The sequence below is a fragment of the Lacticaseibacillus mingshuiensis genome (assembly GCF_016861785.1).
Lineage (GTDB): Bacteria > Bacillota > Bacilli > Lactobacillales > Lactobacillaceae > Lacticaseibacillus > Lacticaseibacillus mingshuiensis.
In genome coordinates, this window is the sequence record NZ_BOLS01000007.1 from 118,458 (window position 1) to 141,965 (window position 23,508).

The 23,508-nt window shown below is 57.3% G+C and carries 19 protein-coding genes; 13 read left to right on the forward strand and 6 right to left on the reverse strand.

Features of this window, described 5'->3' with window-relative positions; genetic code table 11:
• Nucleotides 1–260: 260 nt before the first annotated feature.
• Nucleotides 261–1,115 carry a helix-turn-helix domain-containing protein gene (locus tag JUE67_RS06110; protein WP_203626452.1) on the reverse strand — a complete coding sequence of 285 codons (855 nt, stop codon included), beginning with the start codon at nucleotides 1,113–1,115 and terminating at the stop codon, nucleotides 261–263.
• Nucleotides 1,115–2,026, reverse strand: a complete 912-nt coding sequence (locus JUE67_RS06115; protein ID WP_203626451.1) for a helix-turn-helix domain-containing protein — start codon at nucleotides 2,024–2,026, stop codon at nucleotides 1,115–1,117. The genes JUE67_RS06110 and JUE67_RS06115 overlap by 1 nt, the downstream gene beginning before the upstream one ends.
• Nucleotides 2,027–2,186: 160 nt before the next feature.
• On the opposite strand from JUE67_RS06115, the gene JUE67_RS06120 reads away from it, so the two are divergent.
• From JUE67_RS06120 to JUE67_RS06135, 4 genes are all read left to right on the forward strand, one after another.
• Nucleotides 2,187–2,600, forward strand: a complete 414-nt coding sequence (locus JUE67_RS06120; protein WP_203637063.1) for a hypothetical protein — start codon at nucleotides 2,187–2,189, stop codon at nucleotides 2,598–2,600.
• 669 nt (nucleotides 2,601–3,269) lie between these two features.
• Nucleotides 3,270–4,244, forward strand: coding sequence for a ribose-phosphate diphosphokinase (locus JUE67_RS06125; protein ID WP_125698009.1), 975 nt, complete (start codon nucleotides 3,270–3,272; stop codon nucleotides 4,242–4,244).
• A gap of 318 nt (nucleotides 4,245–4,562) precedes the next feature.
• Nucleotides 4,563–5,132, forward strand: coding sequence for a TetR/AcrR family transcriptional regulator (locus JUE67_RS06130; protein WP_125698007.1), 570 nt, complete (start codon nucleotides 4,563–4,565; stop codon nucleotides 5,130–5,132).
• A 12-nt stretch (nucleotides 5,133–5,144) separates the two neighbouring features.
• Nucleotides 5,145–8,000 carry a YhgE/Pip domain-containing protein gene (locus JUE67_RS06135; protein WP_203626449.1) on the forward strand — a complete coding sequence of 952 codons (2,856 nt, stop codon included), beginning with the start codon at nucleotides 5,145–5,147 and terminating at the stop codon, nucleotides 7,998–8,000.
• A gap of 108 nt (nucleotides 8,001–8,108) precedes the next feature.
• Here JUE67_RS06135 and mscL read toward each other — a convergent pair whose 3' ends face one another.
• Nucleotides 8,109–8,483 carry a large-conductance mechanosensitive channel protein MscL gene (gene mscL, locus JUE67_RS06140; protein WP_125698003.1) on the reverse strand — a complete coding sequence of 125 codons (375 nt, stop codon included), beginning with the start codon at nucleotides 8,481–8,483 and terminating at the stop codon, nucleotides 8,109–8,111.
• 498 nt (nucleotides 8,484–8,981) lie between these two features.
• Here mscL and JUE67_RS06145 point away from each other — a divergent pair, with 498 nt between their 5' ends.
• The 6 genes from JUE67_RS06145 to JUE67_RS06170 all read left to right on the forward strand — a co-directional run bounded on the left by JUE67_RS06145 (nucleotide 8,982) and on the right by JUE67_RS06170 (nucleotide 17,012).
• Nucleotides 8,982–9,893: an ABC transporter ATP-binding protein gene (locus JUE67_RS06145; RefSeq protein ID WP_203626448.1), complete on the forward strand. Its 912-nt coding sequence runs from the start codon at nucleotides 8,982–8,984 to the stop codon at nucleotides 9,891–9,893.
• On the forward strand, nucleotides 9,880–11,499 hold the full coding sequence (locus tag JUE67_RS06150) for an ABC transporter permease (protein WP_203626447.1): 1,620 nt from the start codon (nucleotides 9,880–9,882) through the stop codon (nucleotides 11,497–11,499). Before JUE67_RS06145 ends, JUE67_RS06150 begins: the two co-directional genes overlap by 14 nt.
• Nucleotides 11,500–11,508: 9 nt before the next feature.
• A complete protein-coding gene (locus JUE67_RS06155) occupies nucleotides 11,509–12,153 on the forward strand; it encodes a TetR/AcrR family transcriptional regulator (RefSeq protein WP_203626446.1) in 645 nt (214 codons plus the stop codon).
• 696 nt (nucleotides 12,154–12,849) lie between these two features.
• Nucleotides 12,850–13,788, forward strand: coding sequence for an AAA family ATPase (locus JUE67_RS06160; protein ID WP_203626445.1), 939 nt, complete (start codon nucleotides 12,850–12,852; stop codon nucleotides 13,786–13,788).
• 4 nt (nucleotides 13,789–13,792) lie between these two features.
• Nucleotides 13,793–14,833 (forward strand): DUF58 domain-containing protein, encoded by a 1,041-nt coding sequence (locus JUE67_RS06165; RefSeq protein WP_203626444.1) that lies wholly within the window; start codon nucleotides 13,793–13,795, stop codon nucleotides 14,831–14,833.
• Nucleotides 14,823–17,012 (forward strand): transglutaminase domain-containing protein, encoded by a 2,190-nt coding sequence (locus tag JUE67_RS06170; protein ID WP_203626443.1) that lies wholly within the window; start codon nucleotides 14,823–14,825, stop codon nucleotides 17,010–17,012. The genes JUE67_RS06165 and JUE67_RS06170 overlap by 11 nt, the downstream gene beginning before the upstream one ends.
• A 62-nt stretch (nucleotides 17,013–17,074) precedes the next feature.
• On the opposite strand, the gene JUE67_RS06175 is transcribed toward JUE67_RS06170, so the two are convergent.
• A complete protein-coding gene (locus JUE67_RS06175) occupies nucleotides 17,075–18,124 on the reverse strand; it encodes a YdcF family protein (RefSeq protein WP_225877887.1) in 1,050 nt (349 codons plus the stop codon).
• Between the two features lie 77 nt (nucleotides 18,125–18,201).
• Here JUE67_RS06175 and JUE67_RS06180 point away from each other — a divergent pair, with 77 nt between their 5' ends.
• On the forward strand, nucleotides 18,202–18,654 hold the full coding sequence (locus tag JUE67_RS06180; protein WP_203626442.1) for an NUDIX hydrolase: 453 nt from the start codon (nucleotides 18,202–18,204) through the stop codon (nucleotides 18,652–18,654).
• Nucleotides 18,655–19,017: 363 nt separating this feature from the next.
• Here JUE67_RS06180 and JUE67_RS06185 read toward each other — a convergent pair whose 3' ends face one another.
• Nucleotides 19,018–20,376 (reverse strand): HD domain-containing protein, encoded by a 1,359-nt coding sequence (locus JUE67_RS06185; RefSeq protein WP_203626441.1) that lies wholly within the window; start codon nucleotides 20,374–20,376, stop codon nucleotides 19,018–19,020.
• A 12-nt stretch (nucleotides 20,377–20,388) separates the two neighbouring features.
• Nucleotides 20,389–21,183, reverse strand: a complete 795-nt coding sequence (locus JUE67_RS06190; protein WP_203626440.1) for a lipoyl protein ligase domain-containing protein — start codon at nucleotides 21,181–21,183, stop codon at nucleotides 20,389–20,391.
• Nucleotides 21,184–22,189: 1,006 nt separating this feature from the next.
• Between JUE67_RS06190 and JUE67_RS06195 the strand changes: the two genes are divergently transcribed.
• On the forward strand, nucleotides 22,190–22,636 hold the full coding sequence (locus tag JUE67_RS06195; protein ID WP_125698018.1) for a YwiB family protein: 447 nt from the start codon (nucleotides 22,190–22,192) through the stop codon (nucleotides 22,634–22,636).
• Nucleotides 22,637–22,679: 43 nt separating this feature from the next.
• On the forward strand, nucleotides 22,680–23,378 hold the full coding sequence (gene rpoE / locus JUE67_RS06200) for a DNA-directed RNA polymerase subunit delta (protein WP_308440112.1): 699 nt from the start codon (nucleotides 22,680–22,682) through the stop codon (nucleotides 23,376–23,378).
• Nucleotides 23,379–23,508: the final 130 nt, after the last annotated feature.

A 23,508-nucleotide genomic window follows, 5' to 3' on the forward strand; every position in this document is an offset into this window, starting at 1 on the left:
GCTTCCTCCTCCTGTGCTATAAATTTTGAACGCTATCCCAATTTTCGTCAAGCGTGAGCGCATAAAAAGGAAGTGGGACAAATGTCGGTCTTGGGTCCGACAGGTAAGTGTTCCAAGCGCCGGGTCCGAACTTTGGACCAGGTGATTGGGACCTTAGCTGCTCGGACTCGGACATTTGTCCCACGACACTGCTGTAACATTAGTGCACTATACAGGAACTGGGACAAAACAAAAGTTTTGTCCCAGTTCCGCCACGCCTCTTATCGCTTTGCCAGCCCGGCCCACAACTTTGTGAGCTCATCGTTGATCGCTGCTTTGGGGGCGAGGCGGCGGCTGGCTGCCAGCAATGCGTTGAACTGACCTTGCGCCTGCGCCGGGTCGCGGAAGTAGACCGGGATGAAAGTTGTGAAGCGTTTTGCTAGCACGAAGAAAATGTTGGTACCCATCACCATCCGGCGCGTGATGAGCGGCGGCAGAGCCTTGATCTCCTTGACCGATCCGGTGGCCAGGATGTGCTGCATGAATTGGAGGTAGAGTCGGTTGAGGATTCGCTCGCGTAATTGCGTTTCTGCGTTGAGGGCGGCGCTTTGACTTTTTTCCAGAATTGCCTTGCCGTCTCCAAATGGTAAAAAGGCGATCAGTTCGGATAACAGGCGCAGGTCAAAGGTCGAAAAACGCGGGACCTGGTCGAGGTCATGAAAAAGCAACACGGCTTGTTCGGTGCTGGCAGCCGTGGCTCCGGCGAGTGCGGTGGCCTCCACGCGCACCAGCGAAGCGAGTTGGGTATACCCGGCGTTGCCCGTTTGCTGCGCCTTTTTTCGCAGGGCGGTCTCGGCGGTCTTCAAGTCGGAGAGAGATGGCGCGCCGATCAACAATTCCAGCACCTCGTCGGCCTCGACTTCGATCGGCAGGGGCATGCCCGGAATCGCCAGGGTGATGTCGCTCGGCGCGAGACGCAGGTGGTCCAGCAAGGCGAAAAATTGGCTGAGCTTCATCGGGGTCTGGCCGTTGACCAGCCGTGCATACGTCGCCGGCGAAATGTCGAGGGCCTGGCATAAGGGGGCGGTCTTGATCTGTTTGTCTTTGCGAATCTGGTTGAGCGTTTCGCCGATCATCAGGCTTCCTCCTTTGGGTCAAACGTGACGAGGTCCAGCCACACCATCGCGATTCCTTGATTGAGTGCGTGGTTGGGATTGCCGGTGATGGTCAGGCAATCGCGCTGAAGTTCGCGAAACAAACGCGTGGCCAGCTCCCGCCGATCATTTAAATACAAGCGAATTGGTCGACACAACAATTTTAATGAGGAAAAAGCATAATCTGCATGCCCGGCTTCCCGCGATTCGATCTGATTGCAGGCTTCCAACACCGCGGCGCGCCGGCGTGTGTGAATCGCGCTTTGCAAAAACTGGCGATACAACGTCGCGACCTGGCCGCGTCCGGTGTCGGTTGGCTCGCCCGGTGCATTGAGCATGTGGCTGAAGATCGCCTGCACGCGCTCAAACGGCAGGTAGACTGCGCTGGCCAGCAGAAGCTGCTGCTCAAAGGATGTGAGGAGATCCTGCTGGGAGATCTTTTGGTAAAGATGCTCCGCCGCATTTTCCGTCGCGGTCAGATCTTGGGCGAGCTCGCTTTGAAATAGCGTCAAGAAGTCGGCCAGTAGGGTAAAGCCACTATTGCCAGAAGCCGCGCCTTGTTCCTGAAGGGCGCTGATCTGTTTTTGCAGGCGCCGGAGCTGTTTTTTCTGCGTGCGGTAATAGACCTGCATCACATCCACGACCAGGTGCTCGGTGTCGCTGAGCGCGGCCTGCAGTGGCAACGTTTCGGGCGGCAGAGTCTCCTGCAGGTCGGAAAAACTATAGCGCAAGGCGTTCAGCGCGTTCACCGCGTCATCAAGGCGGACGCTACTACTGTCGTGAACGCTGCGATGATAAGTTGCGGTGGAGATGCCGATCTGGCGCGCGAGGTCTTTTGCGGGGATGCCACGTGCCTGCCGCCAATTTTCAAGGGTCGAACCGAACGTGTTCATAGCTGCCTCCTGATAACGCTTTCTTATCCTGAATTGTAGGCTGAAAAGGATACCGATTCAACTATTTTGCGCGGCGCTGACGCAAATGTGAGAGATTCTCGTTGCGCGCGCGCCAGGCGGGTACATTATAAGTTGTGTTAGAGATGAGGGGGAACGGACGATGAAACGAATCGATCTGACGGGCAAACGGTTTGGCCGGCTAGTCGTCGTGGGCTTTTCGGGCCAAGCAAGCAATGGCAACGCGCTGTGGCAATGCCAGTGCGACTGCGGAAAAACGATGGTGACAGAAGGCTACCGCCTGCGCCACGGCCTGACCAGTAGCTGCGGCTGTTATCGCGCGGAGCGGATGCGCCATGTGTTCGCCCAGCAGCAAAAATCAGTGAGCGCCGGCGCCCATCAACCAGGCGCGAAAAATCACTCCGGTGTGGTCGGCGTCAGCTTCGACCGCCAAACAGGCAAGTGGAACGCCCGACTGTTTTACCGGGGCAAGTTGATCTTGAACAAGCGCTTCGAAGATTTCGAGGCGGCAGTCGCAGCCCGCAAACGCGCAGAAAAAAAGTGCGACGCAAGCTGACACTGACTGGAAAATGCTTTGGGGGACAGCCGCCCGCAATTTGGGGCCAGCTGATCGAGTGTAATAGCGCAAGTAAACGGAACCGCAGCGTCGCAATGCAGGGAAAAGACTGCAAAGGAGAGGTTGCGGTTTTTGATTCGGAGCATTGTGGCGTCATAATTTTCAAAAAAGGCGTCAGCTGGCGACTAGTCAAATAATTGGTCAGGTAAAATGCCTCTGGCCAAAAGCTAACTGACTTCCGCCCTGATAACGGTAAACTCAAAACGTCTCTACAGAAAATTAAGTGCTGGATGTAGGGTGGGCTCCGGCCGAAAACGGCTCGCTTCGCATGTCTTGGCGTAAGGCATAAATGCCTAACGCCAAGAGCAGGCCCCCTCGTCGGTGTAAGCGGCTGTGCCGCTTACACCGAAAGTGAGCTTTGAGACCGCGACCTTTGCGGGCTCAAAGTTGCCTGTCCGCTCTACTGCGATCGCCAGCCAGTTTCTGGCCGGAGCCCACCCGGGGGATAACACATATCACCACCCCGAATCGGTTCGCAAGACAAGTTTTGATTTTTCCGTTATAATGGCCTAGAGGAAGTTATCATTTTTGCACGGATTGGCCTTGCAATTTGACGAGATTCCGCTAGACTTTTTTTGACAGAAAAATTCACTTTACTTGGAGGAAACCATGCCTGAGCACTATGCTGATCCAAAGTTAAAGATCTTTGCGTTGAATTCGAACAAACCCTTGGCGGAAAAAATCGCCCAAGAGGTTGGCGTCGAATTAGGTAAGTCGTCGGTCAAGCGGTTTAGCGATGGTGAGATTCAGATCAACATCGAAGAAAGTATCCGTGGCGACGACGTGTACCTGATCCAGTCGACTTCAGCGCCGGTCAATGACAATTTGATGGAGCTGCTCATTATGACGGATGCGCTCCGCCGGGCATCCGCGCACACGATCAACGCGGTCATTCCTTACTATGGTTACGCGCGGCAGGATCGCAAGGCCCGCTCTCGCGAACCGATCACGGCAAAATTGGTCGCCAACATGCTCGAGCGCGCCGGCGTTGACCGTGTGCTGGCATTGGACCTGCATGCCGCTCAGATTCAGGGCTTTTTCGACATTCCCGTCGATCACCTGATGGGCGCGCCGCTGCTGGCCGATTACTTCTTGCGTAATCATTATGATGGGGCAGACACGGTCGTTGTTTCTCCTGATCATGGTGGTGTGACGCGGGCCCGCAAGCTCGCCGAGTTCCTCAAGGCACCGATCGCGATCATCGACAAGCGTCGGCCGCGGCCAAATGTCGCTGAGGTGATGAACATTGTCGGTCAGGTCGAAGGCAAGCGTTGCATCATCATCGATGATATGATCGATACGGCAGGCACGTTGACGCTGGCTGGCCAGGCACTGAAGGACGCAGGCGCCACTGAAGTTTTGGCAGCCGCCACGCACGCTGTTTTCTCGGGCCCAGCGATCGAACGCCTTGCCGCTGCCCCAATCGAGCAGGTCGTGGTCACTGATTCCATCCAGCACCCAGAAGGCACCCAGCTCGACAAGTTGGTCACTGTTTCCGTTGGGCCACTGATCGGCCGCGCGATCAAGCGCATCCAGGAAAACAAGCCGGTATCGCCATTGTTCGAAAATCGCTTCACCAAGTAAAAACAATCTGACTCTAAAATCAGCTCACGGACGTCCCCGAATACGGAGACGTCTTTTTTGTGCTGAAACAGGATCGCTTGTGAACAAATTCGAAGTAAACTGGCGGCGGCCGTGCAGAAAATATTTTTCAGCACGCCGTTTTTTGTTGCCAAAAATGGGCTCGCTTTCATCCGCAACAGGTTGCGGGTCAACGGCAATAAGCGGTTCAGCCAATGAGTCACAAATTCGACTTAATCTACAAATTGTAGGTTGCAATCTTCAAAATGTCGTTGTATATTCTCTTACGGTAATATTCTCACTAAAGAAGGAGGGACTCGCATGATCCATCATCGTGTGCTTGATCAAGACAAGGTGCTTGCGGCAGCCTGCGACGTTGTGAAGGCGGAAGGCATTCAGGCGCTGACATACCGACGACTTGCCCATGATCTGAATATTCGGTCGCAGTCGCTGTACAATTATTTTCCTAATCTTGAGGGGCTCATCGAAACGATGGGGACCCATTTCATGCAGGCCCTCTATCAACAGCTGACCGAGGCGCTGACCGGGGTGGCCGGCATCGAGGCACTGCGGGTGTACGCACAGACGGCGCATGATTATTTTGATGGCCAAGGCAATTTGTTCGAGGTCCTCTATTATGTGCATCGTTACGACGCGGACAGCCCGTTCGTGCAGGCGACGGCCCAGGTGCTCGGGATGCTGAAGAAGTTGATCAACGGGGTGCGGTTGAAGACCATGCATCACGAGGCGTTCACGCAAGGGCTGATCTCCAGTGTGCTGGGGTTCACGGTCATTGAGATCATGGGGTTGATCCCATCGCCTGCGCCTGCGCGCCGGAAGAATTTTCATCAGATGCTGGGGCTTTACCTCGGCGATGTCATCACAGATTAAAGGGGCTTTTATATGATCAAAGACGAATTCAAGTTTATCCGCCACAATAAGTTGATCATGATCTCGGTCATGGTCATCATGTTCATTCCATTCCTCTACTCGATCTTTTTCCTGAAGTCGGTGTGGGATCCTTATGGCGATACCAAGGATCTGCCGGTCGCCGTGGTCAATCGCGATGTCCCGGCGGAGCTGCAAGGGAACACGATCAACGTCGGGGCCGACACGGTCAAGGAGCTGAAGAAAAATCATCAGCTGGGCTGGCATTTTGTCAGTGCGAAGACCGCGGCGAAGGGACTCAAGGACAACAAGTATTACACGGTCGTCACGATTCCGGCCAATGCCTCGGCGAATGTGGCCACGGCAATGGATGCGAATCCGAAAAAGATGCAGCTGAAATATGAGACCAACGACTCGCTGAACTATTTGAGCCAGGTGATCTCGGGCATCGGGGTCACGGCGCTGGATAAGCAGATCCGGACGCAGATCACGGATGCATTTTCTACCCAAGTCTTCAAGTCGATCGAGACCGCGGGTAAGGGAATGATCACCGCGGCCAAGGGTGCCAGCAAGCTCAATGATGGCACCACCACGCTGAGCGATGGCGTCAAGCAGTACACGCTGGGCGTCACCAAGGTCAAGGATGGCATCGAGGAGCTGCAAGTTTCCACCAGTCCCCTGCAAAGCGGGGTGAAAAAATTGGCGGATGGCAGTCAGACGCTGACGAATGGCATCAATTCCGCGAACGCCCAGATCACGCCGATGTTGCCGGATATCACGAAGCTGGTCAATGGCGGCCAGACGTTGGCGAGCGGCGTGACCGAATACACGGCCGGCACCAACAAGGTCGTCAATGGTCTGACCACCGTCAACAAGGCAGTTGGTCCACTGTCCAGCGGCGTCAAGCAACTGGTCGCAGGGGCCACGACCCTGAACAACGGTGTGACCAAGTACACCAAGGGCACCGACAGCCTGACCGATAACGTGGCGACGTACACCGCCGGCACGGATCAGGTGGCCGCCGGGGTCAGCAAGCTGGCGAAAAACAACACGACCATCGCTTCAGGCATCAAGAGCGCGGCGGCCGGGGCGAAAACCTTGGATAGCGGGTTGACGGCCTACACTGGTGGCGTGGCGTCCTTGAACAAGGGGCTCACCCAGATGAAAGAACAAGCCGCTGCGTTGCCGGCCGGCGTTTCGAAGCTCCAAAGTGGGGCGCAGACGCTGGGCAAGGTCGCGGGCAGTCTGAAAGAGGCCAACGCCAACGCGAAAACAGGCGCCGCCTCTTTGACCAGCGACTATCAGGCAACGGCGGATGCGCTGACGGCTTTGAAGGAAAGTAACCCGTCGATCGGTGATGACGTTGACGCAATTTTGGCGCAGCTCGCCTCGGTCAAAAAAGATTACAGCGCGCTTTCCACGTACCAGATGACCTCTGGCTTGATGATCGCCGGGCTGACCAGCGGGAGCAGTCAGCTGAGTGCTGGCCTTGATACTTTGGCCGACCAGGCGCCGACGTTGATCGCCGGCATCGATGACGCGCAAGCCGGGGCCGCCGAATTAGACGGCAATAGCAAGCAACTGACCACCGGCGCCTCGTCCCTTGATACCGGACTGGCGACGTTGGCCACCGGCTACACCGCGTTCGGCGCCGGCATCAGCCAGGCCAACGCCGGCTTGCAGCAGCTCGCCGCCAACAGCAGCGCGCTGCGGGCAGGCGGCTCACAGCTTGCCGCCTCCTCTGCGTCCCTGCGCAGCGGGAGCCAGCAACTGGCCAGTGGCGTTAATGCCATGGGCAGCAAGGTGCCAGCGTTGGTCAATGGCTTAGGTCAACTCGCGGCAGGGGGCCAAGTGCTGACCGCCAAGTCCGCCGAATTGACCAGTGGCGCCAACCAGATCGGGGATGGTCTCGGTCAGGTCGGTGCCAAGATGCCGACCCTGACAGCAGGCCTGACCAAGTTGGCCGATGGGTCTCAGCAGCTCACAACAGGTCTGACCACGTTGAACGGCAAGATTCCGGCGCTTTTGTCCGGGGTCGGCCAGCTTGATAGCGGCGCCAAGCAGTTGACGGCGAAAAACAAGCAGTTGAACGCCGGCACCAGCCAGCTGGCTTCTGGATCGAAGGAATTGGCGACCAAGCTTGGCGATGGCGCGAAAACCATCAACGGCGTCAAGTTGACCAGCAAAACGGCGAACATGTTTGCCGATCCGACGGTGACGAAGCAAAAGCATTACAGCTATGTGGCCAACTATGGCCATGCGCTGGCGCCTTATGTTTTGTCCCTGGCGCTGTATGTGGGCGCACTGGTCTTCAATTTTGCCTATCCGATTCGCAAAGTGTCGCGTAAAGACGGCAAGGCGACTGGCTGGTTCTTCTCGAAGATCGCTGTTGGCGGCATCGTGGCCGTGGGGATGGCAGTCGTTGAAGCCACGCTGATCATGGTCGGCGGCCTCAATGTGGATCATGTCGGGCTGTTCTATCTGTTCGCGATTCTGTTCAGCCTCGCGTCGATGTATCTGGTCATGTTCTTATCGATGCTCTTGGACAATCCGGGCCGCTTCATTGCGATGGTCCTGTTGATGCTGCAGCTCGGCGGTGCCGGTGGGACGTTCCCACTTGAGATCACGAACCACTTCTACAACGTGATCCATCCGTTCCTGCCGATGAGCTATTCGATCCTCGGCTTCCGCCAGGCGATCACCGGCGGCATCGCAAGCGGGACAGTCACCGGCGCGGTCGGCTTCCTGATCATGGTTGCGGTTGTCTCCCTCGTGTTGCTGTGGCTGAGCATGCAGCTGCTTCAGCGTCTCCACAAGATGGGTGTTTCACAGCTCGATGACAACCAGAAGCTCCAGGCGGTTGAAAAATAGTTTTTCTTTGGCCGGCCAATAACAATTGTTTTCCCGGTCTAAAAAAAAGACGGTGTCTCCTGATCAGGGGGCACCGTCTTTTTTATGCAGTTGGGAATATTTGGTCAGTTATTTGGTCGCGTCTTGTTTTGCCAACAGGTCGCGAATCTCTGCGAGCAATTCTTCCTGGGTCGGGCCAGCCGGTGCAGCCTCTTTTTTCGGCATGACGCGGTTGGCAGCTTTCACGATCAGGAACACGATGAAGGCGATGATCAGGAAATTGATAATATCGTTGATGAAGGCCCCGTATGTAAATTTCGCGCCGAGCACGGTGAAGCTCAAGTTCGCCAGATTCGAGGCGCTGGTGAACATGGAGAGAATCGGGTTGATCAGGTTCTTGGTCAGCGAGCCGACCAGCGCGGTGAAGGCACCGCCAATGATGACGCCGACTGCCATGTCGAGGACGTTGCCGCGGGTGATGAAGGCTTTGAATTCGTTAAGCAAAATGGTTTCCCCCTTTTTCTTCCATTATACTAAACCGCCACAGCGCTGGGCATGGAAAACATGTTCGAGGGCTGGATAGGTTTAAGCGCCCGGGTGGGTTCTGGCCGGAGCCCACCCTCTGTTTGAGGTTCTATTGTTCATCTGATGGTATGTTTTCCGTGCAAAACGCTTTTCATGCCAGGGTTATCGCCGTGAAAAAGTGTCCACTATTTTGCGTTGTCGCAGACACCCGATAAACAATAGCCTAACTGTTAAGTCTTCTTACATTACTTTGATGGGATACGCCTTCTTCCGATCCGCCTCTCAGCGTTCCTGTCCGCCCCAATCTCCTCAATGGCGCCCCGGTGTTTCAGCGTGATACGATTGACTGGAAAAGTTTGGCGAGTCAAAACGGCTCAGCGGCGGGCTTTTTTGCGGGCCGTTTGTTGACTCGATAGTTATTGACCCGGCAGTCAAACGGTTGCACACTATTGTCATCAATTGAAGTTGGAGGCGAGGATGATGGCTGACGTATTGACCATTGATCATCTGCAGAAGAAGTTTGGGAAGTTTGAGGCGCTGAAGAATATTTCCTTTAGCATTCATCAAGGCGAGGTGTTTGGGTTCATTGGCCCGAACGGTGCTGGGAAGTCGACGACGATTCGCACGCTGTTGGGCATTTTGAAGCCGACTGCCGGTACGGCGACGATTTTTGGCGAGGACGCCTGGGCGGAGGCGGTCGGCATTCACAAGCGCATCGCTTATGTGCCGGGGGATGTTTATCTGTGGCCGAATCTGACCGGCGGCGAGGTGATCGATTTTCTCTTGCGGCTCAATGGCGAGGCGCATTCTGAAAAAACGGATGCGCTGATCAAGAAATTCGACCTCGATCCGACGAAGAAGGCCCGCACGTATTCCAAGGGGAACCGGCAAAAGGTGGCGTTGATCGCTGCTTTTTCCAGTGATGCTGAGCTTTACATCTTCGATGAGCCGACCAGTGGGCTGGATCCATTGATGGAGGAAGTTTTCCAGGAAGAAGTGCTGGCGCTGAAGGCTGCGGGGAAAAGTGTGCTGTTGTCGTCGCACATTCTCAGCGAAGTCGAGCGGATGTGTGACCGCATCGCCATCATTCGCCAAGGGGAGATCATCGAGATCGGCAGCCTCCAGGCGATGCAGCAGTTGAGCCGCAGCACGGTTCATGTCGCGACCACCCAGGATCTGTCTGCGATCAAGCAGTTGCCGGCCGTCCATCAGTTCACGGCCAAATCCGCCACGCAGGCCACATTCTCGGTCGATGCTGATCAGCTCGGGGCGGTGATGACCGCGCTGACGCCACTTGGTATCACCCAGCTGCAGAGCACCCCGCCGACGCTGGAGGACCTGTTCCTGCGGTATTACAATCAGGAGGGCGATGGCCATGAACAGCAGTAAGGCGCAAAACACATTGGCGCTGACGAAGCTGAACCTGCGCCACGACTGGTTAAAAATTGTGCTGTGGATTCTTGGCCTCGCTGGCTTGATGGCGGTGGCCGCCGCGAAATTTGGCGGGATCTATGGGACACAAAAGGCGATGAACACGATCGCCGAGACCCTTCGCACGCCGGCGATGGTGTCTCTGCTGGGGCCGTTTACCGCGACCAAGCCATACACCACCGCCATGATCTATGGCAGTGAGATGATGGTCTTCATGGGCCTGTTTGCCGCGATGATGAATCTTTATTTTGCGGTGCATGCGACGCGGGCGCAAGAAGATACGGGCACGAGTGAGCTGCTGCTCGCGCATGCGGTCGGGCGGCAGAGTCCGCTTTTGGCCGCGATCGCGGAGCTGGCGATCATCAATGTTGCGGCTGGGGTGATCGAGGCGCTGGGGCTTCAGGCGGCGAATATGCCCGGAGCCGATGCGGCTGGCAACTGGTTGTTTGGCCTTGGCCTTGCCGCATTTGGCTTCATGTTCGGGACCTTCGCCTTGCTATTTTCGCAGGTTGTCAGCAATGCCCGCAGTGCCACCATTCTCAGCTACAGCTGGCTGGGGATTCTGTTTGTGGCGCGGATGGGCGCTGATATTCAAGATCCTGATCTGACTTGGTGGACGATCTTCGGTTGGATCGAGAAGATGGAACTCTACACGAATAATGTATGGACTCCGCTGGCGCTGATGCTGGGGATGAGTGTGATCGTGCTGGCTGTCACCATTGCGCTGGCTGCCTCGCGCGATATCGGCGCCGGGCTGATCACGCCGCGGGCTGGCCGGGCGCGCGCAAGCCGCTTTTTGCAGGGGCCGCTGAGTTTGCTGGCCCGGCTTGAGCGCACCAGCACCTGGATCTGGCTGATCGGGATGTTTCTCTTGGGCGTCTCGTATGGCTCGATCTTCGGCACGGTCGGCGATCTGGCGAAGGCCAATCCGACCTTGTCGAAGTTGCTGGGCGGTGCAGGCACGGATGCGGCGAACAAGGCGATCATTCTCGCGATGGCGAACAAGCTGGCGATCATTTTTGTAGTGGTCGCCACGATTCCGGCGCTTCTGACCATTTTGCGTCTGAACAATGATGAGAAAAAAGGGTACCTGGAATTGCAACATGCCGCCCCAATCTCCCGGCTGCGCCTGTTTGCCAGTTTTGCTGGCCACGGCTTGGTCGTCGGCTCGCTCAGCTTCTTGCTCGCGCTGGTGGGCATGGTTGTTGCCGGCGCCAGTTCCGCAACGGTGACCATTTCGGCGGCCCGCTATCTGCGCGGCTTTGTCGGCTTTTGGCCGGCCTTGCTGGTGGTCTGCGGCATTGGGGCGCTTTTGGTTGGCCTTTTGCCCCGGCTTCAGTCACTGGTGTGGATCCTGCCAATTTACGGTGTGATCTCCTTGTATCTTGGCCCACTGCTCGATTTTCCAACCTGGGCGACCCGCCTGACCCCGTATGGCTGGGTCAATGAGGTGCCGGTCAAGGCGATTCAGTGGGCGCCAGTCGGCTGGATGACGGCGCTGGCCTGCGTGCTGTTCGTGCTGGGGTATCTCGCATACCGGCGGCGCGACCTGACGATGAACTAGGAGCGACCGATGACAGAAACGACTGAGACCCCGCGCGACCCGGAAAAAGTGGTGCGCATTGAGGCGGCGGCCCTGCACGAGTTTGCGACGCAGGGCTTTCACCAGGCAAAAACGGATGTGATCGCGCGCGAGGCGCAGGTCTCCAAGGGCCTGATCTTCCATTATTTCGGCAGCAAGGCTAATCTCTACGTGCATGTGGCGGAATTGGTCTTCACCCGACTCAACGCGGCGGCAGACTTCAGTGTTTGGCGCGACGCCCCAGATCTGAAGGCGATGATTCGGCGGGCGCTGGAGTACAAGATCAAGATGCAGGTCGATTTTAAGGATGAGTTCGCGCTTGGGATGAATTTGTGGGGCGGCGAACGCATGCCCGCAGACCTGGCCGCACGGGTGCACAAGTTATTTGAATCGGAGATGACATTTGCCCAGACGGATCTGATGACCCCTGTCTTGGCGCGAATGAGAATGCGGCCGGATGTTTCCGAGCAGACGGTGCGCGAACTCTTTTCCATGATCACCAATCTGATCGAGGTCAAGGCGCGGCCGTTTCTGGACGCGCATCCCAATGCCAAAGTGGGAGAGCTTGAATGGCTGGTGGACGATGTTCTGAAGTATCTTGATGTGCTGGAGCATGGGTTTTTGGCTGAAGAGTGAAGCGAGGCACACTTTATAAAAAACTGGCTCTTGATTGATGAGATGGCCGACCGGGAAGAAATTTCTGGCCGGCCTTTTTTGTCTTGCCGCGATTTCCCACCATCCCGCGGGCCTGCGCACCCTTTTTTCAGTTGGGCTCCGCGCGGCAGGTCTGAGGCATCTAACTGGGTCCGGCACTCGGGGCTAAAAGCGGCCCCAAGCACCAGACCCTGTTAGCTGCTCAGACCTGAACGCCGCGCTCCGCACCCTAGTCAGGCTTCGCCGAGCAGGGGTGGGACATCTAACTGTCTCGGGTGCTCGATGGCCAAATGCGCCATCAAGCACCCGAGCCAAGTTAGCTGCCCACCCCTAAGCGCTCTGCTCCGCACCCTCAGTTGGGCTCCGGCCCGCATGGTCGAGGTATCTAGTTGTCTCGTGCACTCGGTGGCGAAGTGCGCCGCCAAGCACCCGAGCCAAACTAGCTACTCGACCATCCCGCGGGCCTCCGCACCCTTTTTTCAGTTGGGCTCCGGCCCGCATGGTGGGGTCATCTAGTCGTCCCGGTCGCCTGATGGCCAAGTGCGCCATCAACCGCCCAGGCCGAACTAGCTGCCCCACCATCCCGCGGGCCTCCGCACCCTATATAAAAATTGCAATCGCTTGCATTCTTGTGTTGCTTCTATGAAAATAAAGGCAGAGACACTTGGAGGTGCGCTTATGGACAGTGTGGCAGCTAAGCGGCAGATCGATGCCGTTTTGGATCAGATCGAGACCGTGATCGTGGGCAAGCGTGAGGTGATTCAGCTGACTTTGGCGGGAATGCTCGCTGGTGGGCATATTTTGTTTGAGGACATGCCAGGCGTTGGTAAGACGACGTTGGCGCGGGCCTTGGCGAAAACGCTGGCCAGTCCTTTTCAGCGGATCCAGTTCACGCCGGACCTTTTGCCGAGTGACATTGTGGGCGTCTCCATTTTCAATCGGGGCACGGAAAAATTCGAGTTTCAGCCCGGGCCGGTGTTCACCACCTTTTTGCTGGCGGATGAGATCAATCGCGCCACGCCGCGGACGCAAGCGGCGCTGCTTGAGGCGATGGGCGAGCGGCGGGTGACGCTGGATGGGCGCACGCATGAGTTATCCGCCGACTTTTTTGTCATGGCGACGCAAAATCCCAACGACTTTGAAGGCACCTATCCACTTCCAGAGGCCCAGCTGGATCGCTTTTTAATGCGGCTGATGATCGGGTATCCGACCTTCGATGCGGAGCTGTCACTGCTGAATCGGCCTGATACGCAGGCGCGAGTCAACGCGCTGGAGCCGCTTTTGTCGATCGCGGATGTGGCCGCGCTCAAGGAGGCGGTGAAGCAGGTGACGATCAGTGAGAGCCTACTTCGGTACATGCTTCAGATCGCCACGGCCACGCGCACGGATGAGCGGATGCGGCTGGGCGTTTCGCCGCGTGGGGTGCTCGCGCTTGAAAGTGCCAGCCGCGCGTTGGCTTTGACGGAAGGACGCGATTATGTGACGGTCGACGATATCCAGCGTCTGGTGCCGCTGGTCTATTGCCATCGCGTCCTGCTGCATCCCGGCGTGCGGAGCCGGGCGGAAGTAGTGCTCGGCGATCTGATGCGCCAGATTCCCGCACCGACCAGGGGGTGACGCCATGCATCTGCGCAGCTGGCTGAAAAATGGCGCCGCGCTGATCATTTTGGCGCTGATCGCAAGTTTTGGCATTATTTTCAATTCCGCGACCAGTTGGCTGGTCACAGATGCCGCGTTGGTGGTCGCGTTGATCCTGGCGCTGAGTTTGGTGTGGCCGCTGGGCACGCTGCGCGCAAATGGCGATGAAACGACTGCCGCCGATGACGCGACGGGACCGCAATTGACCCTCTCCGGCCCCGGCTTTTTCCCATTGCTGGCGCTGCGGCAGGGAAAACAGACTTTGGCGCGCCAAGCATATGTCGGCCGGCCGATTCAGGCGACCTTGCCAAAACCACTCGCGCGCGGCCGCTATGAAACGTTGCCGCTTCGCGTGGTGTGCGGCGATCCATTTGGCTGGACAGAAAAACAGCGCGGGCTGAAATTGCGTGAGCCGCTGGTGGTCGGGCCGCGGCGGGAGCTGGCCCTGAGTAGCGCCGTGCATGGGGTGTTGACGCGCCTGCTCAATCAGAATGCGCCGAGCGGGGATGCGCCGAGTTTTGACCTGCGCGCGTTTCGCGAATATGTGCCAGGGGATCCGGTCAATGCGATCGACTGGAAGGCGACGGCCAAGCGCGACGAAATGATCGTGCGCCTGGATGAGCCGGAAGAGCGGCCGCATTGGCAAGGCGTGCTTTTAGCCGAGGACGCGCCACTGTTTGAAAATCTGTTGGGGGTCTTTGTGACGTTGTCGACCCGAGGCGACCTTTGGCAAAATGCGGCCGTGGTGGATGAGACGATTCATCCTGTGCCAACCGGAGCGGCTTTGGCGACGCTGACCCCTGTGGCCCGCGCCGATGTCGGGCAGTTGGCCACCTTGCCGCAACAAGGCCTCATCATTTTTGCCAGTCCGGAGATGACCGTTGCAAGCCTCGGGGCGATCGCCGAAAAACGGCCGGTGATTCTGGTTCAGCTTTCGCGCGGGGAAAACCGGCGCGTGCAGGCCACCATTTCCGCTGGAAGTTGGGCGACGATCGTGGAAGGAGGTGGCGGCGATGCGGCATGAAAAGGCGCTGACGAAATGGCTGGCGGCCGTCTTTACCGGCTGGCTCCTCCTGATCTTCCTGGGTCCGTATCTGGAGATCAACGCGGTCACCCAGCCGCGTGTGCTTTACGTGGTGGGCGCGATCGATTTGGCGATGATCGTGTGGGCGAGTTTGCGCCCGAAACGATGGCCAGTGCCTGTGCTGATCGGCGCGGCCAGCACGATCATTGGGCTGTGGCGCCTGGTGCCGCTGGATCGCGGATTGACGCTGGGCTGGGCGCAGCGGTATGCCTCGGTCCTGTGGTCCACCGGGTATTCGTTTTTCACCACGGGCGGTATCGACATGCCCACGGTCCTCAGTGTGTCGTGGGTCTTACTGCTGACGATCGCGCTGGGCCTGCTCACGATCGTTTGGCGCCAATATCTGATCGCGGCGCTGGCCGTTTTTGCCTATCTCACCGCAGTCACCATCTTCGGCGGGACGGATCAGCGCGCGGCCTATGTGCAGCTGCTGGTGGCGGTGCTCTTGATGACGCTTTGGCAGCACGGCACCCTGGCCAGCCGCAACGGACGCATCGTGGCCTTGGTGCTCGCCGCAGTCGTGGCGGGCGGCCTCCCACTTTTGGCCGGGACGCTCAATGACCGCCTCACCAACGCGACGGTCGAAGTCCGCAATCGCCTCAACGACGCCGGCTTTTTTGAAAAATTGAATGCGTATGCCCAACGCGGGGCGCGCACCGGTTTCACCGAAAACGATGAGACGCTGGGCGGGCCGGTATACGACGACACGACCAAGGTGCTGGAGGTCCAGGAAGACGACGCCAATTACATGCGCGTCGAGGTCAAGACCGATTACACAGGCCGCGGCTGGAACAATCGGCGACTGCGCTGGAATCGCGGGGCTTACGGCCGGACGCTTGGGCGCAACGCCACGGGGCTGGTGGTGGAAGATGAGGCGGCCGAATTGACGTATCCAACGCACGGGACCAGCGTGATCATCACAGCCGAGACCGGGCATGAGTACACGCCGCTTCCTTATGGCCAGCTGACCATCACGGATTCGGAGCCGGGGTCCTGGCGTGATCTGTATTTTGATAATGACAGCGAGCGCTTGCTCAACAGTGGGGTGTCCCGGATGGAAATGACCCAACGCGCCAAACCGGTGACGGTCGCGGGACTCGAGGCGGTCGGCGATGTGGAAACGATCGGCTTCAGCGATGAGCTGGCTGTGCCAAGCACCGTTCCCAAGCGGGTGCGGACGCTGGCGAAAAAGGTGACCAAAAGCGCGACCACGCAGTACGCCAAGGTGAAGGCCGTCGAAGATTTTCTCTCGATGGACCCGCAGTTCGTCTATTCCAAAGTGGATACCCCAAATACGCCAAAGGGCCGCGATTATGTGGATTATTTTCTGTTCACCTCGCGAATCGGCTACTGCGATAATTTTTCCACGGCGATGGTGATCATGCTGCGGACGCTAGGCATTCCGGCGCGCTGGGCGAAGGGCTTCAATGCCGGCAGTGTGACCGGCACGGCAGACAATGGCCAAAGCATCTACACGGTCACCAACGCCAACGCGCATTCCTGGCCGGAGGTGTATTTCGGCGATTACGGCTGGTTGCCATTTGAGCCGACGCCGGGCTTTTACAACGCCGCTGAACCGCAAGCCACCGCGGATGACGCCGCTAGCTCATCCAGCAGCGCGGCGGCGAGCACCTCCAGCAGTAGCAGTACCAGCACCTCGTCCAGCAGTTCTGCTTCGTCTTCGGCGACTAGTAGCTCGACGGCCACGGCGCGCACCCAATCGACCCGTCGGCTGAATGGCGGCTGGCTGATCGCGCTGGCCATCGTGCTTGTGCTCGGGTTGTTGCTGGGACTGCCGAAATTACCGGCACTGCTGCTATTGGTTTTGGGCCGCGGGCTGACCACGCGCAATTTTGCCGGGCGGTATCGCTGGCTGCTCGGCACCATGCGGCAAGTGATGCGGCGGTCGATCGACCAGAGTTTGCAGGCCTATGCCGCGCGGGTGGACGCCCGCCTGGAAAGCGGCTCGGCGCTGGCCCGGTTGACGACGGTGTATGAGGCCCAGGAATTCGGCGGGCGGCCGCCGAAAAATGTGCCGCGCCAGGAGTATCGGGCGGTGGCCAAGGCGCTTTTGCACAGCAAGTATTCGTTCTGGCATCAACGAGGCAAGAATAAGTGAATCAAATAGAGCCGCCATTTCGCGTGATCGCAATGCGAAATGGCGGCTCTATTGTCGTTAGGTTACAGTGCGCCGCCGATGAAGGTGAGGATGGCGCCCAAGGTGATCAAGCCTAAGATCACAAGGTGGCTGCGCTTGTGCATCATCACAAGCGCCAGGTATTCGCGGATCACGGCATTGGGCAGGAAATAAAAGGATGTTTCGGCGCCGACGCCGTTTGCCCTCAATCCGGCTTCCTTGGCGTAGAGGCCGGCGCGAAACAGGTGGTAATTATTTGTGAAAAACGCGGCCTTGTACGGGGCGCCGTCGTTCTCCTGCGCGATCACTGCCGCGGAGTCGCGCATGTTTTCAAGGGTCGTCGTCGAGCGGTCCTCGACCAGCGTGTCCTCAGGGGCAACGCCTTGCTTTATCGCATAGCGCTGCATGGCCAGTCCCTCAGGCAATTTTTCATCGGCGCCTTGACCGCCGGAAAATAGCAACTTGGGCCGTTTTTTTCCACGCTTGACCTGCTTGTTGAAAAAGCGGATGCCAACGTTGATGCGGGCCGCCAGCAGGGGGGAGACCTGGTCGCCGTTGAGCAAGCCGGCGCCCAGCACGATCAGGTAATCCTTGTTATGGCGCGGGCGCACGAGGTTGTAAAGGACCAGCACCGTCAAAAAATTGTACAGCGACAGGAGCTCATACGCGATCGTGAACACGAAGAAAAAGCCAAGCGCGTTGTACAGCGGATCGGGCAAATACTGGCGGCCAATCGTCGCGCCAAGTTCCAGGAGCAACAGTCCCGCGGCCAGCAGGAGCGTCAACATGTTGCCCAGGCTGTGCCCCTCGCGCCGCCACACGACAAACGCGTTCCACAGCAGCCACACCAAGTGAAGTGCGAAGATGACGCTGATCACGAGGACGAAAATGACGAACAGCGTGCCGGTGACGGCGATGAGAAGCATGTTGCCGGATTCAAGAATCACATCGGCGGCCAGCGCCAGAAGCGCCAATAGCCAGCCGGTAAATAGCCAGCCATTGAGCAAACGGCGGGGCTCGAGGCCAAAACTGAACCCGAACAGTAAACTGAAAACGCTAAACAGGGCAAGCAGGCCCCAGGTGATCGGAGACACTTTCTCACTTCCTTCTGGTAAAACAAATCGGTATACTGACAGTAAATAGTGGCTGCGGCCGCGACAGGAGGGACAATATGACCGATCCAGTCTTTGGCAAACACGACCCCCAACTCGATTATAAATTGCGAGTCGGGGTGTATGGGGTGATTCCGGATCAAAGTGGTAAGCGGCTGTTGGTGCTCGGCGCGCCGAACCATGCCCTGTTTTTGCCGGGCGGCGAGGTCGAAGCCGGCGAGTCGGATGAGGAGACCTTGGCCCGTGAGCTGATGGAAGAATTCGGCATTAAAGTCGATATCGGACAGCGGCTGGGCCGTGCCACGGAATATTTTTATTCCCATCATCGCGAAACGGCGTATTATCATCCAGCGACTTTTTATGCCTGTTCCAATATTCAGATCGTCCAGTCGCCGCTGGAGGACTTCAACACCTTGATGTTGATGCCGCTGACCAGCGCGGCCGCCGAACTTAAGCGCCCAACCCACCGCTACGGCGTCGCCCAGTGGCTGGCAGGAAAGAACGCACAGTGAGGTAAGGGTGTGGAGGTGCGCGTTTATGGCCGAGCAGCTAGGCTAGTCCAGCGCTTGATGGCGCTTTTAGCCATCGAGTGATGGGCGTACCTAGATGTCTCGACCATGCGCACCGGAACCCAACTGGAAAAGGATGCGTAGGCCCGCGGGATGGTGAGGCAGCTAGTTCGGCTTGGGCGCTTGGGGACGTTCCTTGTCCCCGAGTGCACGAGTCGACTAGATGACCTCACCATGCGGGCCGAAGCTCAACTGGAAAAGGATGCGTAGGCCCGCGGGATGGTGAGGCAGCGCGGCGTTCAGGGCTGAGGTGATTCCTCAGCTCTATTTTTGTGGTCAGCGGCATAGGACAGGGCCCACGCCCCCTCAGTCACTTTCCGCCGGTCCCGGATCGATCAGGCTGTCGTTGAGGACGTAGCGTTGAAATGCCCGGTACGTGCCGGCGAACAAGTCAAACTCATGCGTCGACAACATCACCTTTGGAAAATAGAGTCGCTTGTCGCCGGTCTGCTTGCCGCTGATGGCCGCGACCAGTGGCGATAATGTGGAGAGTTCTTCCAGCGTGCCATCATCTTGCATGATCTCGATCTGTGTCTTGGGATTGGCGCTGGATGGATCATATTGATCATAGGGCAGATCAAAACTGTCATTTTCCGCCGTGTAATAATCCGGGTCAAAGCCGGCTTGATCGACCAGCTCCCGCAAAATTGGCACGAGCTTGGCCGTGTCATCGGTGAAACTGACGGATTTAAGTGGCCGGCGGTTCAAAAAACGGCCGGCGAAATCGGCGAGGATCCCATCGGGATAATCCAGCCAGTACGTGAAGTAGGTGTTGAGCACGCCATCGTCCAACTTGAGGTAATCCGCCAGATCGAATTCATGCTCGAAAAACGGAATCAACAGCCGCGGATTGTACGCGCTGTCGAAGCGGCCAGCCTCATACAATTTTTTCGCCCGCTCAAGTAGACGCATCAGGACGACTTCCATCCCGCGGTTGACCGGATGAAAATAGATCTGTTGATACATCTGGAATCGCGACACGATATAATCTTCCACCGCGTGCATGCCATTGGCGTCAAACGCGATGCCATCTTTGTAAGGCCGCATCACGCGCAGAATCCGGGTCAGGTCGAACAGGCCATAATTGGTCCCGGTGTGATAGGCGTCGCGCAACAGGTAATCCATCCGGTCCGCATCGATCTGACTGGAAATCATTTGCACGACCTGGGGATTGGGGTAGGTATGGTCGATCACGCTGGCCACTTTTTCCGGCAGGGTCTCGTCGACGTTCCGCAAAATGCGGTTGATGTTGGTCGACGGATCCGTGATGATGCGGCGGGTGATCGCCTCGTGGTCCGTGTCAAAAATGTGCTCGAACGTATGGGAATACGGGCCGTGCCCGATGTCGTGGAGCAGGGCCGCACATTCCGCGACGAGCCGCTCACTGTCATCCCACAAGCCATCGCCCGGCGTTTGGCTCGGGTAATTGATGGCGAAATTGTCACAGATCTCCCGGGTGATCTCATAGACCCCCAGACTGTGCGTGAAGCGGGTGTGCTCGGCGCCTTGGAAAACAAAACTTGCCACGCCCAACTGCTTGATGCGCCGCAGCCGCTGAAATTCCGGCGTGTCGATCAGATCGAGAATCACGCGATAACGCACGTGGATATAATTATGAACCGGGTCGCGAAACACCTTTTCGCGCGGTAATAATTCAAGTGCCATGAGTTCTCTCCTTTATTCATTGAGCGCGGCGAGTTGTGTCGCCGCTTTGGCTAGTGCTTCTTGGTAGGCCGGGTCGTGCAATCGATTCGGCAAACTGGCGTCGATGCGGGCGCCATCCTTTTTCAACACCGCCACCAGCCGGGCAATCAGTTCGGTCGTCGTTAGCGGCACCGTCAGTTCATCGGCCAATGTCGTCATGGTGGCGGGCTGCACCTCCGGATAAGTCGGCGGCGTCCCACTTCCGTTTAGGTAAAAATCGTGCATCACCTGGCCGCGGTGCAGTTGGTCGCCGACGACGCTGAGATACGCCATCACGGCCACCCCGCGGCTATTGCGGCGCTGGGCCAGCCCGGCGAATTTGCGGCCGGCGATGCTGAGGTCAAAACTCCCGGGGCAATAGGAATGCGGCACCTCCCCGATTTCAACGGCGCATTCGGGCAGCGCTTCTTGAATCCAGTCGGCCATCAGCTGATAGCCGGCCGTGATCGTTGGCGCTTGGGCAGGAGGCACGAACAGCGACACATTCAGCACGCCGGCATCTGCGACGACGCCAAGCCCACCTGAGTTGCGGAAAAACGAGTCATAACCCTGCGTCGCCAGCGCCTGGCGCGCCTGTGCGATGCCCGGCAACCTTTGATCCAGTAGACCCAGAATCACGGTATCAGTCGCGGTCCAAAAATGCGCGATCACATCGGGCAACGCCAGCGGCCGCATCAGCAATGCATTCGTATGGGCAAAACTCAGCTGAGCCTGCCCGGGCGCAAAGTCCTGCCGCAGCACCCCAACTGTTTGGCCAGCGATCTCCACAGTCGCCCCACCTTTCCGTTACGCTTCCTATTATAGAGGAAGCAGCCCACGCTGCCACCACCTTTTGCCTGATAAACCGGGTTCAATAGGGGAAAACTCTGGATAATCGGGAGTGCGATCGTGTAAACGCCCCGGGTGAGCTCCGGTCAGAAATTGGCTGGCGACCGTAGTAGAGCGGACAAGTGACTTTATGCCCGCAAAGTGCGCGGTCATAAAGCTCACTTTCGGCGTAAGCGGCAGAGCCGCTAACGCCGACGAGGGGGCTTGCTCTTGGCGTTAGGCATTTATGCCTTACGCCAAGACATGCGAAGCGAGCCATTTCTGGCCGGAGCCCACCCTGAATCCAGTACTGAATTGACCGTCTTGCGCATGTTTTCCACTATTGAGTAGTTGATGCGTCCATAAAGTTTGTGGGCAAAGGTTTGCCCCAGCTGGGTGTTGTGTCTAGTCATTGTGGCGCCGTGATTTGAGAAAAGCGGAAATGCCAGTCTCAGATAGGCCGAGGCGTCGCCTACAGTGTGCTGGAAACGGGGTGCAGTGGGTTGGAGCACCAGCAGTTTGTGGCGTGTACTGCTTGCTCAATCATATAGACACGCAATTGCGACCACGTTTCGACATTTGGGGCGAGTGGTTGTCAGACATTTTGTGGTTCATCGTGAATCACGATTGCATATCCGAAATGCATTTTTCATTGGTCCAAGATACGCCGAAGTTGCGGCGCAGCAAGTTTCCTGACAAACATTTGAATGCTGGATGTGAGGGTGTGCGGAGGGGAGAAATGGCTCAGCCCCCTCGTCGTTGTCAGCGGCTGTGCCGCTTACAACGAAAGTGAACTTTAAGACCGCGATCTATGCGGGCTTAAAGTCACTTGGGAGCGTTCCAGCCATTTCTCCCCGGAGCACACCCGTGTGCCTCCATTTGAATTTTTCAACTAGAAACAGGCGCGTCGCAATTTCTGCCATCTTGACCGAATAAGGTATAATAAGGAAGAGAAAGGGTGAGCGATTTGGACATGACGCATGGGGTGCCGATCAGCATCCATCTAGAAACATTTGTGACACAAGACGGGGACACCGAACACCACGTTTTCGACGAACCGGGCACACTCGTCCAGCTCAATGATACCCTCTACATCCGCTACCGCGAAGAAGACAAAGAGGCCGGCACCAATTATCCGGTGACCCTCAAGTTGCGCGGCAACGGGGAGGTCCAATTGTCCCGCGGCAGTGCGAACGATGACATCGAGCTCAAGTTGCATTTTGCCAATGAGCGCCGCGTGCTCACGCAATACCGCACGCCATTTGGGGTGATTCCAGTGGAGACGGTGACGCCGCGCCTGGATGTGCGAATGACCACGGCGCCTTTGGCCGGTGAGATCTATATCGAGTACCAACTATTTGCCCAGAACCAGCACGTCGGCGACTACCGCATGCGGTTGCTTTTTAATGCTTGAGCGCGTATTATTTGGAATAGACTGTTGAAAGGGCGTGTACCGGTTGAAACTTGACGTATTTGCCGATGCGAACAAATCAGAACTGTCCATGATCGAGGTGGCACACGCCATTCTCGAGGAGAAAGGTGACACCATGCCTTTCGTCGATATCGTGAACGAGATCCAGAGTTTTCTGGGAAAAAGCGATGAAGAAGTTCGCGGCCGTTTGCCACAATTTTATACCGACCTGAACGATGATGGCGGCTTCATCTCACTTGGCGATAATGTCTGGGGGCTGCGTTCGTGGTACCCATACGAATCCGTTGATGAAGAGGTCAACCATCCAGAAGACGAAGAAGACGCACCGCGTCACAAGAAGCGCAAGAAGGTCAATGCCTTCTTGGCCGACGTTGCAGATGACGACGATGTGATCGACTACAACGACGATGATCCGGAAGACGAAGATCTCGACGACGACTTCGATGATGACGATGATTCTGACGACGACAGCGACGATTACAATGACGCCGCGGCCAACGACGATGACAGCGACGACACGGATGATACAAATGACGCGTTGCCAGATGGAATCGAAGGACAGTTGGCCGAATTCGCCGATACAGATGTCGATGACGATGAGGAAGACGACGACACCACAGACGCAGATTTCAGCGCCGATGATGACGACGATGATGACTCGGATGATGACGACGATGATGACGAGTCAAACGAGCCAATCGATAAAGACGAAGACGATAACTAACAATGCAATTGGTTGCCGCGAGTGATCGCGGTCTTTTTTTGAATTAGGGCAAGGAAACACGTTCTTTCAAGGACGTGATGAATTGCCCTTCTTCTGTGTCCCAAGCATGCTTCACATGGTGCAAGATAAC

Excerpts from the sequence above, each read along its gene's own strand:
- JUE67_RS06110 (WP_203626452.1), bottom strand. The coding sequence starts at position 1,115 with ATGATCGGCGAAACGCTCAACCAGATTCGCAAAGACAAACAGATCAAG.
- JUE67_RS06115 (WP_203626451.1), bottom strand. The coding sequence starts at position 2,026 with ATGAACACGTTCGGTTCGACCCTTGAAAATTGGCGGCAGGCACGTGGC.
- JUE67_RS06120 (WP_203637063.1), top strand. The coding sequence starts at position 2,187 with ATGAAACGAATCGATCTGACGGGCAAACGGTTTGGCCGGCTAGTCGTC.
- JUE67_RS06125 (WP_125698009.1), top strand. The coding sequence starts at position 3,270 with ATGCCTGAGCACTATGCTGATCCAAAGTTAAAGATCTTTGCGTTGAAT.
- JUE67_RS06130 (WP_125698007.1), top strand. The coding sequence starts at position 4,563 with ATGATCCATCATCGTGTGCTTGATCAAGACAAGGTGCTTGCGGCAGCC.
- JUE67_RS06135 (WP_203626449.1), top strand. The coding sequence starts at position 5,145 with ATGATCAAAGACGAATTCAAGTTTATCCGCCACAATAAGTTGATCATG.
- JUE67_RS06145 (WP_203626448.1), top strand. The coding sequence starts at position 8,982 with ATGATGGCTGACGTATTGACCATTGATCATCTGCAGAAGAAGTTTGGG.
- JUE67_RS06150 (WP_203626447.1), top strand. The coding sequence starts at position 9,880 with ATGAACAGCAGTAAGGCGCAAAACACATTGGCGCTGACGAAGCTGAAC.
- JUE67_RS06155 (WP_203626446.1), top strand. The coding sequence starts at position 11,509 with ATGACAGAAACGACTGAGACCCCGCGCGACCCGGAAAAAGTGGTGCGC.
- JUE67_RS06160 (WP_203626445.1), top strand. The coding sequence starts at position 12,850 with ATGGACAGTGTGGCAGCTAAGCGGCAGATCGATGCCGTTTTGGATCAG.
- JUE67_RS06165 (WP_203626444.1), top strand. The coding sequence starts at position 13,793 with ATGCATCTGCGCAGCTGGCTGAAAAATGGCGCCGCGCTGATCATTTTG.
- JUE67_RS06170 (WP_203626443.1), top strand. The coding sequence starts at position 14,823 with ATGCGGCATGAAAAGGCGCTGACGAAATGGCTGGCGGCCGTCTTTACC.
- JUE67_RS06180 (WP_203626442.1), top strand. The coding sequence starts at position 18,202 with ATGACCGATCCAGTCTTTGGCAAACACGACCCCCAACTCGATTATAAA.
- JUE67_RS06185 (WP_203626441.1), bottom strand. The coding sequence starts at position 20,376 with ATGGCACTTGAATTATTACCGCGCGAAAAGGTGTTTCGCGACCCGGTT.